Below are 15,894 nucleotides of genomic sequence, written 5' to 3' on the forward strand. Positions count from 1 at the left end.
CCGGTATCCTGATCTGGTGGCCATGGCTATCGGGCGGGCTTGCTGGCCCCCAGCTTCATGGCTTCGTTCAGGTGGGCCTGCAGCGTGTCGGCCGTGGCGGAGGCGTAGGCCTTCAGGTCCGGGTCGCTGGCTGACTCCGCTTCGTTCTGGAACATCGCCAGCGCGTCGCTTGCCGCCTGGGCCTGCAGGTCAAGGTAGGTGCGGTCGAATTTGGTCCCGTTCTGGGTCTTCAGGTCGGCTGCGACCTCATCCTCGTCCTGGCTCATCTCCTTGTGCAGTTCCAGCCCGTGCTTCAGCGTCATGGTGGACAGGGCTTTCTGGTTCGCCGTGTGCATTTTCAGCGATTTTTCAGCGAATTCCTGCACTTTCGGGCGCTTGGCCTGCGTCGTGGCCATTTTTGAAATGGTCATTTCGAATGTATTCAGCGCGGAAACGTTTTCGGCAAAGGTGGAATCCGATTCCGTCAGCGGCGGCAATGTCGGGGCCGCCGCCGTCGCCGCCGCGGGGGCAGGCGCGGGACGGGCCATGGCGACGGCAGGAAGAAGGCTGACGGACGCATAAAGGAACCAGGCCGCGTGATGTTTCATATTGTCATCTTCCTCATGTGTAAAACTCAGGCCGCTTTACTGGATGCCATCCCGCTTTATCAGTTTTGCCGGACCATACAAAGCGGGCATGCGGGTTGCCACGGGTATTCCGGAATGGACCATGGTGGGCGGCATGATAATAAAATCCGCTGTTTTCCGGTTGGAACCATAATAACCTGAATAATAATATCAATAAATATGGAAGCTGTCAGGATGTCCATGGTGATATGTTGCATCGGGATGAACATGTTTTATGAAAATAAATAAAAAGTAATCTATTCTTTGTTTCGAATTTATATTCCATGTCCAGGATGGTTTTTGGCCGGTTTCCTGTGTTTCCCACAGTAATGACGCCAGGAACTGCTGGAAGATGACGTATTGATGGGGCAATGAAAATTTCCGGCCGTGCCTTCCTCCGCAGTGTTTGAAAAAAACCTGCCGCGACCATTCCTGCGATCTGTCCCGCGCGCGCCCGGATTGGGTGAACCCCGCAAAACCGGCCTGACCTGCCCGGGGCAGGGCGCGTGCATGAACGGAATTCCCTGCTGGCGGTGCCAGGCACGACAGCTTCCCGCCGCTGCGGCCTATACGATCGGCCCATGCGCGGAGTAGGGTGTGGCCGCCCGCGCCCGATGCGGGTTGTCACCCTGTTTTGCGGATAGACCGAATGCCTACTGTTGTCAGGTTCCTCTTGTGTTTTGCGGCGCTGGCCGCGTTTTCCAGTGTCATGGGGGGCGCACTGACCGCTCATCTACCCGACCGTTTCTTTGCCGAAGGGGGGCGGGACATGGCCCGTCAGGCCATACAGATGCAGATGTGGCACGCACTGGCCATTATCGGCATTTCGGTCCTGATGGTCCAGCAGGGGTGCAGGGTGCTGGTTTCGGTCTCCGGCTGCATGATGGCGGTGGGTACCGTCCTGTTCAGCGTGGGTGTTGCGCTGACCGCGTTCTGGGGGATTCATCCCGGCCCGGTCGCCCCCACGGGGGGCAGCATGCTCATGCTGGCATGGCTGCTTCTGGCCGTCGGGGTCATGCGTTCATGAGCGCGACGGACATAACATCGCCGCCGTGGACAGTGCGCAGCGCCTATCTGGCGCCACCGGGGTTTGAGGCCGTCATGGAACAGGAACTGGCCCGCCGGGGCGCAGGCGACCTGTGCTGGCACGGGCGTCTGGCGCTGTCTGGCGCGCCGCCGGTGGCCTGCCTGTGGGCGCTGGACATATGGGACGCGCCGGAAGAACATGCGGTTCCGTCCATCAAGGGGGCAGCGCGGATCATGCGGGCGATCCAGCGCAACTGGGCCGGATACGTGCCAACGCTGCACCGTCGCAGCGCGCTGGTTGCTGACGCGCTGCCGCCGCTGCGGCCAAAACCCCTTCCCTTTCCCGCCGTCGGGCCGGATGCGCATCTGGGGGCATGGACGCTGCTTTCGGCGGACCGGCTGCTCCTGTCGCGCACCAAGTCCTCGCCTTTCGTGAATGGCGAGGTCCCGTTTGTCGAAAACCGAACCGATCCGCCCTCGCGCGCCTATCTCAAGCTGTGGGAAGCCCTGCTGCGCCTGGGCCGTTGGCCGGTAGCGGGGGAAAGCTGCATTGACCTTGGGGCCTGTCCCGGTGGCTGGACATGGGTTGCGGCCAGTTGCGGGGCGCATGTCACCGCCATTGACCGCTCCCCCCTGGCTGAAAACGTCGCAAGCCTGCCCAACGTGACATGCCGGTACGAAAGCGCGTTCGGGCTGGACCCGGAAAGCTGCGATCCCGTGGCCTGGCTGTTTTCCGATATCATCGCCTATCCCGCCCGCCTGCTGGCGCTGGCGCGACGGTGGATTGCGTCGGGCCGGGCCGCGCGCATTGTCATGACCATCAAGTTCCAGGGTGAAACCGACCACGACACGGCGGATGCCTTTGCCGCCATTCCCGGCGGCCGGGTGCTGCACCTGTGGCACAACAAGCATGAACTGACCTTTTTCTGGCAGCGCGACCCGTCATGAGGCGGTATGGCGGCGGCTGATCAGCCTGTCCGCCACTTCCACCACCCCGATCGCCAGCAGGCAGCACACAAGGGCGACAGCCATCACGATCAGCTGTTCCTGCGCGGTGGCGTCATTCGCCCCGGCCAGGCGGTACAGCGCCAGCCACATGCCCGTCCCGGCCACGCGGTCCACCATGCCCGCCACGGTGGCGCTGAAACGCAGGCTGAGCATGAACAGCCCCGTCAGCACAAGCACCGCCACCGTCTTGCACACGGTCCGGGCCACGGTGGCAGGCGGGTTGGGCGTCATGGCTTTCCCTTGATGTAATGATGGCAGCCGTTCCGCGCGGGCGCGCGTCGGGTGTCAGGCGTTCAGGATGTCGCGCGCCGTACGGACCACGTCAGCCAGCGTGCCCGGCTTGAAGGGTGACTTCAGCCCCGCTGAACGGACCAGCCGGGTAAAAGGTTGCGCCCCACCCTGCGCGCATAGCGCGACATAGGCCTGCAATGCGCCATCCATGTCCGTGCGGCTGCGGATCCAGAACTGCATCGCGCAGCACAGCGCCAGCGCGTAATCAATGTAATAGAAGGGCGAGCGGTAGATATGCCCCTGCGCCTGCCACCGCCCCCCCATGGCCGGGTGCGACAGGCCGCCATAGTCGCGCCATGGCAGGTAGTGCTGTTCCAGCCGCTTCCATGTGGCGTGACGTTCCGCCGGCGTCATGTGCGGGTTGGCATAGATTTCGGTCTGGAAGTGATCGACGCAGACCCCATAGGGCAGGAACGACAGCGACGAGATCAGGTGCATCTGCCGGAAGCGGTCGCCCTGTCCGGCTTCCACCATCAGGTCGATATGCGGCCATGTCAGGAATTCCAGCGCCATGGAATTGATTTCGGCCCCGTCCATGGTCGGCCATAGCAGGTCAACGGCGGGCAGGCTGCGGCTTTTCCAGTTCTGGTAGGCATGGCCCATTTCATGGGTGAACACGTTGATGTCGTGCTGCGTGCCGTTGAAATTGGCGAATATGAACGGCATGCCCACCGTGGGGAAGGATGTGCAGAACCCGCCCCCCGCCTTGCCGGGCCGGTTGACCAGGTCCAGGTAGCCGCCATCGCGCATCTGCCCGAAAAACGCGCCCAGATCGCCGCCCATGCGGTCGAACATGGCCTGCGCGCGCGCCAGCAGCACATCGTGGTCGCCTGCCGGGCGCGGATTGCCCTTGGGGTCGATCAGCGGTTCGTCCCATGAATACAGGACGTCCCACCCCATCGTCTCGCACCGCTTTTGCAGGATGTCATGGACCAGTGGCACGACGTGTTCATGCACGTCATCGCGAAAGCGCGCGACATCCGCAGGCCCGTAATCCACCCGGCGCATGCGGCGGTACGCCAGCGGGATATAGCTGTCATAGCCCAGCGTTTCCGCCATGCCGTGGCGCAGGTGGACCATCTGGTCAAACAGGGTGTCGAGCCGCGTGGCGTTCTGTTCAAAAAACGCCCACCTGGCCCGTTCCGCCTCGCGGCGCATGGCGCGGTCCGTGCTTTCGGCATAAGGGGCGAGGCCGGACAGGTTGACATGGGTGCCGTCGATTGCCACGCGCGCACTGGCCAGAAGGGCGGTGTATTCGCCGCTCAGCCGGGCTTCCTCCTCCAGCGCGTCGGCAATGCGGGGGTCGAAGGTGGTGATGTCGGTCCGCCACAGTTCCAGCGTATGGGGGGTGATCGCCTGGGCCACCGCCGTGGGGTCGGGGTATTCCAGCAGCCTGCGCTTCAGCGCGACTTCATGCGCGGTGACATGCGGCGTCAGGGCATCGGCATAATCGCGGTCGGCGCGGGCGCCGGGGCTGGTGGTGTCCTGTGCGAAACGCAGGTCAACCAGCGCGGACCAGCTTTCGTAATCGCGGCGGATCGTATCAAACAGGCGGGCGGCGTCCGCCACGTTGCCCTGGTCCAGCAGGGTCGAGACCTGGCCGAAACGCAGCCCGAGCGCGTCGCGCGTGGGGCGTGGGAAATCAAGGCTGTCAAAATGGCGCAACATGCGCGGCAGGGTGCCATGGAAACCCTGCCTGCGTCCATGCCGGATTATCTGTATTATCTGTCGCGCTTACCGGCGGCCCTGCCGTAGCTGCATGGCGCAGAACCACGCGCACAGCGCGCAGAACGCCCCCAGTCCCGTCATGGTGGTGACTGTCGTGTCCATGCCGGGGGGCAGCAGCGAAAGCGGGCTGTCGCGCCCGCTCAGCGCGGACAGGCTGGCCAGCACCACCCCCGTCAGGCTTTCCCCCACGATCAGGCCCGATGCGATCATGGTGCCCTGATGGCTGCCCGCGCCCGCGTTCAGGCGGGTGACGACATGGCCCAGGATCGCGCCAATGGCCAGGGTGACGGAAACGCTCATGGGCAGGTAGATGCCAACCCCCACCGCCAGCGGTGGCAGCGCGCCACGCCCCATGCGGCGCAGGCCCGCGTCAATCCCGATCAGCACGCAGCCCGCCGCAACCCCCAGCAGCAGCATGTTCCAGTCAAGCTGGTGCAGGAAAATGCCCGATGTAATCAGCAGCAGCAGGGCGGGTTGCGGCGCGGCCAGGGCGTGGCTTGCGTCCATCCCCGCGCGTGGCATCGCGCCCACGAAGCCATAGGTCTGGTACAGCACGTCCAGCACCGGCGGAATGATGACCGCCCCGGTCACGCAGCCGACCAGCAGCACGGCTTCCTGCTTCCACGGCGTCGCCCCCACCATCGCGCCGGTTTTCAGGTCCTGCAGGTTATCATTGGCGATCGCGGCGGACGCGGTGACGGCGGTCAGGGCATACAGGCAGAACCCGATGGCGAAATGCTGCCCTTCCATGCCCGCGAACAGCCCCAGCGCGCGCAGCACCACGAACACGCCCGACAGGCACATGGCGGCCAGGATGATGACGCCGGAAATGGGGGATGACGAAGACCCCACCAGCCCCGCCATGTACCCGCACGCCGCCGCCACGAACAGCCCGACACCCATGCAGCACGCAAGCCCCGCCAGGGTCGCCGCAAGCGCGGGCAGGGTGGCCACGCTGGCATGGGCGAACATGAAGAACAGCCCCCCGATCACCACCAGCACGAGACCGGCAATGGCGCGCATGGCGCGTGGCGACAGGTCGGTTTCGGTGCGGCTGGCGCAGGCATCACCCTGCCTGCGCGCCAGCAGCACGCGCACGCTGGCCAGCAGCGGGCGGCCCATGCGCAGCACCGTCCAGATCGCGGCGATCCCGATCAGCCCCACGCCGATGAAGCGTGCCTTGTCCTTCCACAGGCTGGTCGCGAACGTGCTGGCGGGCAGGGCCGCCGGGTTGGGCTGGACATGCGCCATGACGGGCACGATGACTTCCCATGTCAGCATCGCCCCCGTCAGCATCGCGATGCCGCCTTCCAGCCCGACCAGGTAGCCCGCCCCCAGCAGTGCCGGTGAAAACCCCAGTGACAGGCGGAAGGCCGAGATGCCCCATACGGCGGTCGCCGTCATGCCGTCGCCCAGCACGCGCAGGCCGGCGGTGGCGAAGGTCAGGGCCGCCGCCAGCATGCCGCTATGCATCAGGGCGCGGATGCCGCCCTGGTCCTCCCGCGCCGCGCCGGCGCGCAGGATCTCGGCCGCCGCCACCCCTTCGGGAAAGGGCAGGGCCGGGTCCGCCAGCATGACGCGGCGCAGCGGTATGGTGAACAGTACCCCCGTCATGCCGCCCGCCGCCGTAAGCAGCGCCGTCAGCATGAAGGGGAAATGCCGCCACACCCCGGCCATGACCAGCGCGGGCAGGCTGGCGAACACGCAGGCCAGCGTGCCTGCGGCGGAAGCCTGCGTCTGGACCAGGTTGTTTTCAAGGATCGTGCCCCCGCCCAGAACCCGCAGCGCCGCCATGGAAATGACGGCGGCGGGAATGGAGGTGGCGATGGTCAGCCCGACCCGCAGCCCCAGATAGACATTGGACGCGGTGAAGACGACGGTGATCAGCGCACCGATCACGATGCCGCGCCATGTCAGTTCGGATGGCTGGGAATGTCTGGCCAAGGCGGCCCCTTACATCTTGTGGAAGGTCGGCATGACAAGATGCGCGCGGTTGAAGTCAAGCTGCGCCTTGGTCAGCTGGAAGCCGATCTCGATATGGTACTGGTCGCTGTGGATATGGCGCGACACCGGCAGGGTTATGGGGATGTTGCGGGTGTGAGTCAGGTCCTGCATGCGCCCGTCGTCAAATGACACGTGGGCGACGAATTCCTTCTTGCTCTTGATCTCGCCATTGAACACCACGGCGACGAAATACGGGATGTTGACGAAATTCACGCTCGACGCCGGGCCGCGTTCCACATGCAGCCCGATCTTCATGTTGGTCATGACGGTGCGCTTCTCCCCCGCCTCGCACGATCCGACCACGCGGGTCAGGCTGGCGCGCGCGACAAGGTGGGTCACGTCATGGTCGCTGCCGGAATACTGGTAGTAATCGGCGGCCTCACCGGGGATTTCCACCACGGGGCAGGCCGGGGCGAAATCGATCGAATCGGATTCGCCTGAACAGCCAGCCAGCAGGGACACCGCTCCCAGCATGCAGATCGTCAGGGCGTTTCGTGACAGGCGTGATGGCACAAGGGCAGGAATCATGCGGGTATTCCGGGTAGGTCAGGTGTGGACAGAGGCCCGCCCTGCGGGGGGTGGCCGGGATGCAACGCAATGCCGGCAGGGCGACGGGGGAGGACAGACATGGCACAGTACGTTAGGATCAACGGGAAAATGGCTTGCGCCATTGCCGCGGTTTGCGTAGGGCCGGGACCATCGCACGGGAGACCGGCGCCGGAACTGTAGCAGATCGCGGCCCGTATCCTATACCGCCCGCCGGATGTTTGGGGAACACCATGCCCGACCAGATGATTCATACGCCCGATAATACCGCCCCCACCGAGGCACCGCCCCGTGTCCTGAAAGTGCTGCTGGCAGGCCCGCGCGGTTTCTGCGCCGGCGTCGACCGCGCCATCCGCGTGGTGGAGGAGGCGATCCGCCGTTATGGCGCGCCGGTCTATGTCCGCCACGAGATTGTCCATAACCGCACCGTGGTCGAGGCGCTGGAAGCGCAGGGCGCGATCTTTGTCGAGGAACTGGACGAAGTCCCCGCCGACGGGCAGGTGGTGTTTTCCGCCCACGGCGTGCCTAAGACCGTGCCCGCCGAGGCCGAGCGCCGCAACCTGCTGTACCTGGATGCGACGTGCCCGCTGGTGTCCAAGGTCCACCGCGAGGCCGAGCGCCACTTCGCCGATGGCGGCCCCGAAAGCCGCCATATCCTGATGATCGGCCATGCGGGCCACCCCGAGGTGGTCGGCACGATGGGCCAGCTGCCGCCCGGCGCCGTCACCCTGATCAACGACGCCGAGGAAGCCCGCACCGTCCAGCCCGCCGACCCCGCGCGCCTGGCCTTCATTACCCAGACCACGCTGTCGGTCGATGACACGGCGGAAATCGTGGACATCCTGCGCGACCGCTTCCCCCTGATCGAGGGGCCGCGGCGCGAGGACATCTGCTACGCCACCACCAACCGGCAGGAAGCGGTCAAGGCGATCGCGCCGGGCTGTGACCTGGTGATCGTGATCGGTTCGCCCAATTCGTCCAACTCGCAGCGCCTGCGCGAAGTGGCCGAGCGTTCGGGCGCGCCGCGCGCGCTGCTGGTGCCGCGCCTGAACGCGCTGGACTGGTCGGCGCTGGACGGTGTGGCGACGCTGGGGATCACGGCGGGCGCGTCCGCGCCGGAATCGCTGGTGCAGGAGATGGTGGCGGCCCTGGCCAAGCGGTTCACGCTTGAGATCGAGGAAATCACCGTCAAGGAAGAAAACGTGGCCTTCCGCCTGCCGGCGCCGCTGGGCTGAACCGTATCCCCACATGGCAGTCTATACCGAAGTGCCGGAAGATGCGCTGGCTGCGTTTCTGGAAGGCTATGACATCGGCAGGCCCGTCGCCTGCCACGGCATTGCGGAAGGTGTGGAAAACAGCAACTTCCTGCTGAAGACCACACAGGCCACCTTCATCCTGACGCTGTATGAGCGTCGGGTGAACCCCGATGAACTGCCATGGTTCCTGGGGCTTATGCAGTACCTGGCGCAGCATGGCCTGTCGTGCCCGCTGCCGGTGGCCGACCGGCAGGGGCGCACGCTGCGCACGCTGTCCGGCCGTCCCGCCGCCATCACCACCTTCCTGCCCGGCCGTGGCGCGCGGGTGGTCGATGCGGACATGTGCGCGCAGGTGGGCGCGGCCATGGCGCGGCTGCACCTGCTGGGCGAAGGCTACGTGGCCGAACGCCCCAATTCCATGGGACCGCAGGCATGGACCGGCCTGCTGCAGGCCTGCCGGGCACGGGGGGATGAGGTCCGCCCCGGCCTGGTGCGCGCGATTGGCGATACGCTGGCGCGCGTGCTGCCCGCATGGCCCGGCACGGGCGGCAACCCGTCCCTGCCGCGCGGGCAGATCCACGCCGACCTGTTTCCCGACAATGTCTTTTTCCGTGACGGCAGGCTGTCGGGCATCATTGATTTCTATTTCGCCTGCACCGACTGGTATGCCTACGACCTGGCCATTACCATCAATGCCTGGTGCTTTGACGACACGGGCCGTTTTGAGCCAACCCATGCGCGCGCCATGGTGGAATCCTACCGCCATGTCCGCCCGCTGGAGGATGCGGAGGACGCGGCCCTTGCCACCCTTGCCACCGGGGCGGCCATCCGCTTCACGCTCACCCGCCTGTATGACTGGATCAATACGCCCGCGGATGCGCTGGTGACGCGCAAGGACCCGCTGGAATATCTGGCGCGCATGGAATTCTTCGCGTCCCGCATGGATGAAGGTTTCCTGTGATGAACGAGGACGCGGCCCCTGTCGAAAACGCGGCCCCCGCCACCGATCTGGTGGAAATCTGGACCGATGGCGGGTGCAAGCCCAATCCCGGCCCCGGTGGTTGGGGGGCGTTGCTGTGCTGTCGCGGGCAGGAACGTGAACTGTCGGGCGGCGAGGCGGAAACCACCAACAACCGCATGGAACTGACCGCCGCCGCCGAGGCGCTGGAGGCGCTGAAGCGTCCCTGCCGTGTCGTGCTGCACACCGACAGCGAATATGTGCGCAATGGCATCACGCGGTGGAGCACGGGCTGGGTGCGGCGCAAGTGGCGCAACGCATCGGGCGACCCGGTGGCGAACATGGACCTGTGGCGGCGGCTGCTGGATGTCAGCGCGAAGCATGAAATTGAATGGAAATGGGTGCGTGGCCATTCCGGCGACGTGAACAACGAACGCGTGGACCAGATGGCCACCGCCGCGCGTGATGCGCTTGGCATTCCCTATCCCCGGCGCAAGAGCGGAAAATGATGGCCCCGCCCCCTGCCATCCGGTTGGAAGGGGTGGGGCTGGACTTCGGGGCCGCACCGCTTTTCCGGGACCTGGACCTGTGCTTCGGGGCCGGGATCATGACCGTGCTGCTGGGGGCCAGCGGTGTTGGCAAGACATCGCTGCTGCGCATGCTGGGCGGGCTGGTCATGCCGGATTACGGGCGCGTGGCGGCGGCGGACGGGCAGCCGCTTGCCGGGCGGGTCGCGTGGATGGGGCAGCAGGACCTGCTGCTGCCATGGGCCACTGTCATGGACAACGTGATGCTGGGCGCGCGCCTGCGCGGCGACCGGGCGGACCGGGGCAGGGCGGGGCGCCTGCTGGACTGTGTCGGGCTGTCATCGCGCGCGGCGGCCCTGCCGGGCACGCTGTCGGGCGGCATGCGCCAGCGCGTCGCACTGGCGCGCGTGCTGTATGAAGACCGGCCCGTCGTGCTGATGGATGAACCCTTTTCCGCATTGGACAGCGTGACGCGGGCACGGATGCAGGATCTGGCCGGGCGGATGCTGGCGGGGCGCACCGTGGTGCTGATTACCCATGACCCACTGGAAGCCTGCCGGCTGGCGGACCGCATGCTGCTCATGTCCGGGCATCCCGCGCGGCTGGACGCCATGGGTGTCCCGGCCGGGGCCGTGCCGCGCGCGGTGGATGACCCGGGCGTGCTGGCGGCGCAGTCCGTGCTGCTGCGGCGGATGATGCAATGACCGGCACGGCTGCGGCACGGGGCATGCGCCTGCTGCGCCCGGCTGTCACGCTGGCCGGGCTGCTGGCCGCATGGTGGGCGCTGGCGTGCTGGGGGCATGTGCCGCCCTACATGCTGCCCGGTCCCGATGCGGTGGCGCGCGCGCTGTGGACGCAGCGCGCGCAACTGGCCCCCGCCGCCGTGACCACGCTGGAGGAAACGGTCCTTGGCCTTGTGCTGGGAATCGGGGCGGGCAGCGTGCTGGCCATCGGCATGGCGGTCTGCGCGCCGCTGCGGCGGTGGGTCATGCCCATGGTGCTGCTCAGCCAGGCGGTGCCGGTTTTCGCGCTGGCGCCGCTGCTGGTGCTGTGGTTCGGATTCGGCATGGCCTCCAAGGTGGTCATGGCGGTGCTGGTCATTTTCTTTCCCGTCACGTCGGCGTTGGGCGATGGCCTGCGCCAGACCGAACCGGGGTGGATGGACCTTGCCCGCACCATGGGGGCCACGCGGTGGCGGGTGCTGGTGCATGTGCGCCTGCCCGCCGCCATGCCGTCCTTTGCATCGGGCGTGCGCATGGCCACGGCCATCGCCCCGATCGGGGCGGTTGTGGGGGAATGGGTCGGGGCGTCGTCCGGCCTGGGGTTCCTCATGCAGACGGCCAATACCCGATTCCAGACGGACCTCATGTTCGCCGCGCTCGCGGTGCTGGCGGCCATGACCGTGCTGCTGTGGTGGGGCGTGGACCGGGCGCTGGCGCACGCGCTGTACTGGCTGCCCCGGCATGCGGATGTTGACTGAACTGTTGTAACACGCCACCACCACCGATGATCGCGCAACCCACTGGAGGACGGATGCCCATGACTCGCCCCATCATTCTTGACCTGACACCCGGCGCGCAGGGCATGGCGACCCTGCTGGCGGCGCTGCAGGTGCCCGACCATGTGCGCCCGGTGCTGGTGCTGTTCAGCGGCAGGGCCACCGAAGTCGAGGTGGCGCAGGCCCATGCGCGCGACATGCTGCGCCAGTACGGGCTGGATGACGTGGGCGTGCATGCCGGGTGCCCGGGGCCGCTGGCCGGGGGTACGGGCCATGACCTGCCTGCGGGGCAGGACGGCCTGGGCGCGCTGCACCTGCTGCAGGCGGTGCGCGCATGCCCGGCGGACAGTGTCAGCCTATGCTGTTCCGGACCGCTGACCACGCTTGCGCTGGCACTGGTGCAGGCCCCCGATATTGCGGCGCACCTGCATGGGGTGATCGTGAACGGGGGGGCGTTTTACGTGCATGGCGACGCCACGGCTGTGGCCGAACATAATATCGCGGCCGACCCGGAAGCCGCGTCTGTGGTGCTGGCGGCGGGCGTGCCGGTGACCCTTGTGCCGCTGGACTGCACGGCGCGCCTTAAGGCGGATGCGGTGTGGATGGAACAGCTTGAACCGATGGGCCGCCTGCCGGCCTCCGTCGCGGGGCGGGTGCATGCCGAACTGGCGGCGGCGCGTAACGGGGGCGCGCGGGGTAGCGGGGTGGATGTTTCGCTGCGGGCCGTGGCCCCGCTGCTGGCGCTGCTCAGCCCCGGCCTGTTCAGCGGCCACCTGGCGCATGTCGATGTGGAATGCCGTGGCGAATTTACCCGTGGCATGACCGTGGCGCGGCGCATGGGGCCGCCCGGTGTCCAGCCCAACGCGCTGGTGCTGGAGCGCCTGTCGGTCGAGGCCGTGCGCGGCGTGCTGCGCGACCTGCTGCTGAGCGCGTGCAAGTAACCGGTCCGGGCCTGCGGAATTGCACAAAAATACAACGATCTGGTGCAAACTTGGGCCACAGGCGATCATGACGGTTGCAGAACCGCCGTTCCGTCCAGTATTGGTCCCCGCATTCCGGTGCGTCCGCGGGCGCGAATGTTGAGAACAGTGAAGCGTGTGGCGGCGCGGAGGTCTTCTGTATGGATCGGTCTGCAACATCCCCTTCAGCCCTGATGGGGGTGGCAAGGGGAAACGGTGATGCCGCGTTCGCCGCCATCGTGCGTTGCGCCGCCGCCCTGATCCTGCTGGGGCTTGGGGGCATGGTGGCCGTCATGGCGTGGGGCGCGCGCGGCGCGTTCGCGACCTTTGGTCCGGCCTTTATCATCGACAAGGCCTGGAATCCCGTAACCCAGCATTTTGGCGCCGCCGCCCCCGTGTTCGGCACCCTGGTCACGGCCCTGCTGGCCATCGCGCTGGCGGTGCCGCTGGCCTTCGGCATCGCGGTCTGGCTGACCGAAATCGCGTCGGCGCGTATCGCGGGCGTCATCGGCACGCTCATCCAGCTTCTGGCGGCGGTGCCATCCATCATTTTCGGCATGTGGGGCTTTGCGGTGCTGGTGCCGTTCATGGCGCATTACGTGGAACCATTCGCCAGCCATACGCTGGGGCGCATGCCGGGCATCGGCCCGCTGTTCCGTGGCGCGCCCTATGGCACCGGCTTCCTGACGGGGGGCATGATCCTGGCGGTCATGATCACGCCGTTCATTTCCGCCGTCATGCGCGACGTGTTCCTGTCCATGCCCGCCGTGCTGAAGGAAAGCGCCTACGGGCTGGGCATGACGCGGTGGGAGGTCGTGCGCCGCATCATCCTGCCGTGGTCGCGTACATCCGTGGTCGGCGGGATCATGCTGGGGCTTGGCCGCGCGCTGGGGGAGACGATGGCGATCACATTCGTCATCGGCAACGCCAACCATATCGGCTGGTCGCTGTTTTCCCCCGGCAACACCATCGCATCGCTGATCGCGCTGGAATTTCCCGAAAGCGCGATGGGAAGCCTGAAGTTTTCATCCCTCATGGCCGCGGGTTTCCTGCTTATGCTGATTTCCCTTGGAACGCTGGTCTGTTCGCGGCTGCTGCTGCGCACCCGCTCGGCGGGCCGATAGATGGCGGGCCGCGATAACGTGGCGCAGGCCGCCATCGCGCCCTGCGCATCGGGCCGGTGGCAGGGCAACAGCCTGTCGGACATGCGCAGGCGCATGGTCGACCGGGTGGCGACGGGCCTGTGCTGGGCCGCCACGGTCCTTGTGCTGCTCATGCTGTTTTCCATCCTGTTCGTGCTGGTGCGCAACGGGGTGGGCGGCCTGCGCTGGGTCACCTTCGTGCATGTCACCCTGCCGCCGGGGCAGGGGGGCGGCCTTGCCAACGCCATTGCCGGCAGCCTGATCCAGACCGGGCTTGCGGTGCTGATCGGCGCGCCGGTGGGGCTGCTGGTGGGCATCTACCTTGCGGAATTCACGGCCACCGACGGGCGGTTCATCAACCTGGTCCGGTTCGTATCCGACCTGCTGCTGTCCGCCCCGTCCATCCTGGTGGGGCTGTTCATCTACATGATCGTGGTGGTGCCGACGGGCCACTTTTCCGGCATGGCGGGGGCGCTGGCGCTGTCCATGCTGGTGGTGCCGGTCGTGGTGCGCACCACGGAAGACATGCTGCGCCTTGTGCCGCTGTCGATGCGCGAGGCCGCGATCGCGCTGGGCGCGCCACGGTGGCGGGTCATCCTGTTTGTCTGCCTGCGCGCCGCGCGCGACGGGGTGGCGACGGGCATCCTGCTGGCCCTGGCCCGGGTATCGGGCGAGACGGCGCCGCTGCTGTTCACCTCGCTTGGCAACATGAACTGGTCGGTCTCGCCCACCGCCCCCATGGCCAGCCTGCCGGTCACCATCTACCAGTACGCCGGCGCGGCGTACGAGGACTGGACCGCGCTGGCATGGACCGGCGCGCTGCTGATTACGGCGGGTATCCTCATGATCAACATAACCGTGCGGCTGGGGTTGGGACGTAACAGGAAATGAACATGACAGTGGCGGAAAAACAGCCGGTGCCAGCCGCGATCTCGGTGCGCAACCTTGATTTCTATTACGGCGCGAACCACGCGCTGAAAAATATCTCGATCGACTTCCCGCAGGGGCAGGTGACCGGCATGATCGGCCCGTCGGGGTGCGGCAAGTCCACGCTGCTGCGCGTGCTCAACCGCATGTACGACCTCTATCCCGGCCAGCGCGCGACGGGGGAGGTCATTTTTGATGGCTGCAACATCCTTGGCCCCCGGGTGAACCTGAACGTGCTGCGCGCGCGCGTGGGCATGGTGTTCCAGAAGCCCACGCCCTTCCCCATGTCGATCTATGACAACATCGCCTTTGGCGTGCGCCTGCACGAACGCCTTGACCGCGCGGCCATGGACGCCCGGGTGGAGGACGTGCTCAGGCGCGTCGCCCTGTGGCCGGAGGTGCGCGACAGGCTGCGCGACTCGGCGTCGGCGCTGTCGGGCGGGCAGCAGCAGCGCCTGTGCATCGCGCGCACCATCGCCACCCGGCCCGAAGTGGTGCTGCTGGATGAACCGACCAGCGCGCTCGACCCCGTATCCACCGCCCGGATCGAGGAACTGCTGGATGAGCTGAAGGCGGATTTCACGATCGCCATCGTGACGCACAACCTGCAGCAGGCCGCGCGCTGCGCCGACCAGGTGGCTTTTTTCTATATGGGCGAGGTGGTGGAAGTGGACAGCGCCGACCGCATGTTCACCGCGCCGCGTGAAAACCGCACGCAGGACTACATCACGGGTCGTTTCGGCTAGGCGGGCATGCCTTACATTTTGTAGCAAGGTTTGCCCACATTGAACACATGGGGTGTTGTAGCGTTGCATTTACAGGCCTTGCATGACGGGCCTGAGCCATGCAGGGTAGAAAATCCGTTATAACAGGAGTAGACTTGGTTCCCATGATGAAGAAAATGATTCTGGCCGCCACGGTTGTTGGCGGCATGGCTGCGGGTTTCTCCGGTCAGGCGGTTGCCGCGCACCATCACGCTCCCCCGCCGCCGGGTGGCTGTGGCATGATGGGTGGCCCCGGCGGGTTTGGCATGCCGTTCCTTGGTAACGTGCAGCTGACAGCCGCCCAGCACAAGAAGCTGAAGGCCATCCTGCAGGACAGCCATCCCGATTTCCGTGCCGACATGGACAAGGAGCACCAGCTCCACAAGCAGATCCAGGACCTGCTGGCCACGCCGGGCAAGGTTGACGAGTCCCAGATCGTGGGCCTGCAGCAGCAGATCACCCAGATACACCAGCAGCACGAAGCGGCCCGCCTGCAGACCGCCATCCGCATCCATGACATCCTGACCACGGACCAGCTCAACCAGATCCGTGAAACACAGGACAAGGTCGCCAGCCTGCACGAGCAGCTGCGCGCGCTGACCGCACCCCCGGCACCGGACGATGCGAAGAAGTAAGATCGTCTGCCTGCCGGTAG

17 protein-coding genes are annotated in these 15,894 nt (G+C 66.3%); 12 read left to right on the top strand and 5 right to left on the bottom strand.

Annotation, left to right across the window (positions count from 1 at the left end; all coding sequences use genetic code 11):
* Positions 1 to 26 precede the first annotated feature (26 nt).
* The gene (locus tag CFR76_RS01210; RefSeq protein WP_110555448.1) at positions 27 to 587 is read right to left on the bottom strand and encodes a DUF4142 domain-containing protein; all 561 of its coding nucleotides are present in this window, start codon (positions 585 to 587) and stop codon (positions 27 to 29) included.
* A 667-nt stretch (positions 588 to 1,254) separates the two neighbouring features.
* On the opposite strand from CFR76_RS01210, the gene CFR76_RS01215 reads away from it, so the two are divergent.
* Positions 1,255 to 1,632 carry a DUF423 domain-containing protein gene (locus CFR76_RS01215; protein WP_038508174.1) on the top strand — a complete coding sequence of 126 codons (378 nt, stop codon included), beginning with the start codon at positions 1,255 to 1,257 and terminating at the stop codon, positions 1,630 to 1,632.
* The gene (locus CFR76_RS01220; RefSeq protein ID WP_110555449.1) at positions 1,629 to 2,579 is read left to right on the top strand and encodes an SAM-dependent methyltransferase; all 951 of its coding nucleotides are present in this window, start codon (positions 1,629 to 1,631) and stop codon (positions 2,577 to 2,579) included. The genes CFR76_RS01215 and CFR76_RS01220 overlap by 4 nt, the downstream gene beginning before the upstream one ends.
* On the opposite strand, the gene CFR76_RS01225 is transcribed toward CFR76_RS01220, so the two are convergent.
* From CFR76_RS01225 to CFR76_RS01240, 4 genes are all read right to left on the bottom strand, one after another.
* Positions 2,574 to 2,870: a hypothetical protein gene (locus CFR76_RS01225; protein ID WP_025438968.1), complete on the bottom strand. Its 297-nt coding sequence runs from the start codon at positions 2,868 to 2,870 to the stop codon at positions 2,574 to 2,576. The genes CFR76_RS01220 and CFR76_RS01225 overlap by 6 nt on opposite strands.
* 54 nt (positions 2,871 to 2,924) lie before the next feature.
* On the bottom strand, positions 2,925 to 4,598 hold the full coding sequence (locus tag CFR76_RS01230) for a M3 family oligoendopeptidase (RefSeq protein WP_110555450.1): 1,674 nt from the start codon (positions 4,596 to 4,598) through the stop codon (positions 2,925 to 2,927).
* Between the two features lie 66 nt (positions 4,599 to 4,664).
* Positions 4,665 to 6,602: an OPT family oligopeptide transporter gene (locus CFR76_RS01235; RefSeq protein WP_110555451.1), complete on the bottom strand. Its 1,938-nt coding sequence runs from the start codon at positions 6,600 to 6,602 to the stop codon at positions 4,665 to 4,667.
* A 9-nt stretch (positions 6,603 to 6,611) separates the two neighbouring features.
* Positions 6,612 to 7,190: a hypothetical protein gene (locus tag CFR76_RS01240; protein WP_025438965.1), complete on the bottom strand. Its 579-nt coding sequence runs from the start codon at positions 7,188 to 7,190 to the stop codon at positions 6,612 to 6,614.
* Positions 7,191 to 7,453: 263 nt separating this feature from the next.
* Here CFR76_RS01240 and ispH point away from each other — a divergent pair, with 263 nt between their 5' ends.
* The 10 genes from ispH to CFR76_RS01290 all read left to right on the top strand — a co-directional run bounded on the left by ispH (position 7,454) and on the right by CFR76_RS01290 (position 15,874).
* Entirely contained in the window at positions 7,454 to 8,443 is a 990-nt protein-coding gene (ispH, locus tag CFR76_RS01245; protein WP_244151031.1) for a 4-hydroxy-3-methylbut-2-enyl diphosphate reductase, read from the top strand.
* A gap of 13 nt (positions 8,444 to 8,456) precedes the next feature.
* Positions 8,457 to 9,425: a homoserine kinase gene (locus tag CFR76_RS01250; RefSeq protein ID WP_110555452.1), complete on the top strand. Its 969-nt coding sequence runs from the start codon at positions 8,457 to 8,459 to the stop codon at positions 9,423 to 9,425.
* The gene (gene rnhA, locus CFR76_RS01255) at positions 9,425 to 9,931 is read left to right on the top strand and encodes a ribonuclease HI (protein ID WP_110555453.1); all 507 of its coding nucleotides are present in this window, start codon (positions 9,425 to 9,427) and stop codon (positions 9,929 to 9,931) included. Before CFR76_RS01250 ends, rnhA begins: the two co-directional genes overlap by 1 nt.
* Positions 9,928 to 10,653, top strand: coding sequence for an ABC transporter ATP-binding protein (locus CFR76_RS01260; RefSeq protein WP_110555454.1), 726 nt, complete (start codon positions 9,928 to 9,930; stop codon positions 10,651 to 10,653). Before rnhA ends, CFR76_RS01260 begins: the two co-directional genes overlap by 4 nt.
* Positions 10,650 to 11,429, top strand: a complete 780-nt coding sequence (locus CFR76_RS01265; RefSeq protein WP_110555455.1) for an ABC transporter permease — start codon at positions 10,650 to 10,652, stop codon at positions 11,427 to 11,429. Before CFR76_RS01260 ends, CFR76_RS01265 begins: the two co-directional genes overlap by 4 nt.
* Positions 11,430 to 11,488: 59 nt before the next feature.
* Positions 11,489 to 12,388: a nucleoside hydrolase gene (locus tag CFR76_RS01270; protein WP_110555547.1), complete on the top strand. Its 900-nt coding sequence runs from the start codon at positions 11,489 to 11,491 to the stop codon at positions 12,386 to 12,388.
* A 179-nt stretch (positions 12,389 to 12,567) separates the two neighbouring features.
* The gene (gene pstC, locus CFR76_RS01275) at positions 12,568 to 13,530 is read left to right on the top strand and encodes a phosphate ABC transporter permease subunit PstC (protein ID WP_110555548.1); all 963 of its coding nucleotides are present in this window, start codon (positions 12,568 to 12,570) and stop codon (positions 13,528 to 13,530) included.
* The gene (pstA, locus tag CFR76_RS01280; RefSeq protein ID WP_110555456.1) at positions 13,531 to 14,439 is read left to right on the top strand and encodes a phosphate ABC transporter permease PstA; all 909 of its coding nucleotides are present in this window, start codon (positions 13,531 to 13,533) and stop codon (positions 14,437 to 14,439) included. It begins immediately after the preceding gene.
* On the top strand, positions 14,436 to 15,221 hold the full coding sequence (gene pstB, locus CFR76_RS01285; RefSeq protein ID WP_110555457.1) for a phosphate ABC transporter ATP-binding protein PstB: 786 nt from the start codon (positions 14,436 to 14,438) through the stop codon (positions 15,219 to 15,221). Before pstA ends, pstB begins: the two co-directional genes overlap by 4 nt.
* Positions 15,222 to 15,364: 143 nt before the next feature.
* Complete coding sequence (locus tag CFR76_RS01290; protein ID WP_110555458.1) at positions 15,365 to 15,874, top strand: periplasmic heavy metal sensor; 510 nt, start codon at positions 15,365 to 15,367, stop codon at positions 15,872 to 15,874.
* Positions 15,875 to 15,894 lie beyond the last annotated feature (20 nt).

The organism is Komagataeibacter swingsii (assembly GCF_003207895.1).
Taxonomy (GTDB): Bacteria; Pseudomonadota; Alphaproteobacteria; order Acetobacterales; family Acetobacteraceae; genus Komagataeibacter; species Komagataeibacter swingsii.

Excerpts from the sequence above, each read along its gene's own strand:
- CFR76_RS01210 (WP_110555448.1), bottom strand. The coding sequence starts at position 587 with ATGAAACATCACGCGGCCTGGTTCCTTTATGCGTCCGTCAGCCTTCTT.
- CFR76_RS01215 (WP_038508174.1), top strand. The coding sequence starts at position 1,255 with ATGCCTACTGTTGTCAGGTTCCTCTTGTGTTTTGCGGCGCTGGCCGCG.
- CFR76_RS01220 (WP_110555449.1), top strand. The coding sequence starts at position 1,629 with ATGAGCGCGACGGACATAACATCGCCGCCGTGGACAGTGCGCAGCGCC.
- CFR76_RS01225 (WP_025438968.1), bottom strand. The coding sequence starts at position 2,870 with ATGACGCCCAACCCGCCTGCCACCGTGGCCCGGACCGTGTGCAAGACG.
- CFR76_RS01230 (WP_110555450.1), bottom strand. The coding sequence starts at position 4,598 with ATGTTGCGCCATTTTGACAGCCTTGATTTCCCACGCCCCACGCGCGAC.
- CFR76_RS01240 (WP_025438965.1), bottom strand. The coding sequence starts at position 7,190 with ATGATTCCTGCCCTTGTGCCATCACGCCTGTCACGAAACGCCCTGACG.
- ispH (WP_244151031.1), top strand. The coding sequence starts at position 7,454 with ATGATTCATACGCCCGATAATACCGCCCCCACCGAGGCACCGCCCCGT.
- CFR76_RS01250 (WP_110555452.1), top strand. The coding sequence starts at position 8,457 with ATGGCAGTCTATACCGAAGTGCCGGAAGATGCGCTGGCTGCGTTTCTG.
- rnhA (WP_110555453.1), top strand. The coding sequence starts at position 9,425 with ATGAACGAGGACGCGGCCCCTGTCGAAAACGCGGCCCCCGCCACCGAT.
- CFR76_RS01260 (WP_110555454.1), top strand. The coding sequence starts at position 9,928 with ATGATGGCCCCGCCCCCTGCCATCCGGTTGGAAGGGGTGGGGCTGGAC.
- CFR76_RS01265 (WP_110555455.1), top strand. The coding sequence starts at position 10,650 with ATGACCGGCACGGCTGCGGCACGGGGCATGCGCCTGCTGCGCCCGGCT.
- CFR76_RS01270 (WP_110555547.1), top strand. The coding sequence starts at position 11,489 with ATGACTCGCCCCATCATTCTTGACCTGACACCCGGCGCGCAGGGCATG.
- pstC (WP_110555548.1), top strand. The coding sequence starts at position 12,568 with ATGGATCGGTCTGCAACATCCCCTTCAGCCCTGATGGGGGTGGCAAGG.
- pstA (WP_110555456.1), top strand. The coding sequence starts at position 13,531 with ATGGCGGGCCGCGATAACGTGGCGCAGGCCGCCATCGCGCCCTGCGCA.
- pstB (WP_110555457.1), top strand. The coding sequence starts at position 14,436 with ATGAACATGACAGTGGCGGAAAAACAGCCGGTGCCAGCCGCGATCTCG.
- CFR76_RS01290 (WP_110555458.1), top strand. The coding sequence starts at position 15,365 with ATGATGAAGAAAATGATTCTGGCCGCCACGGTTGTTGGCGGCATGGCT.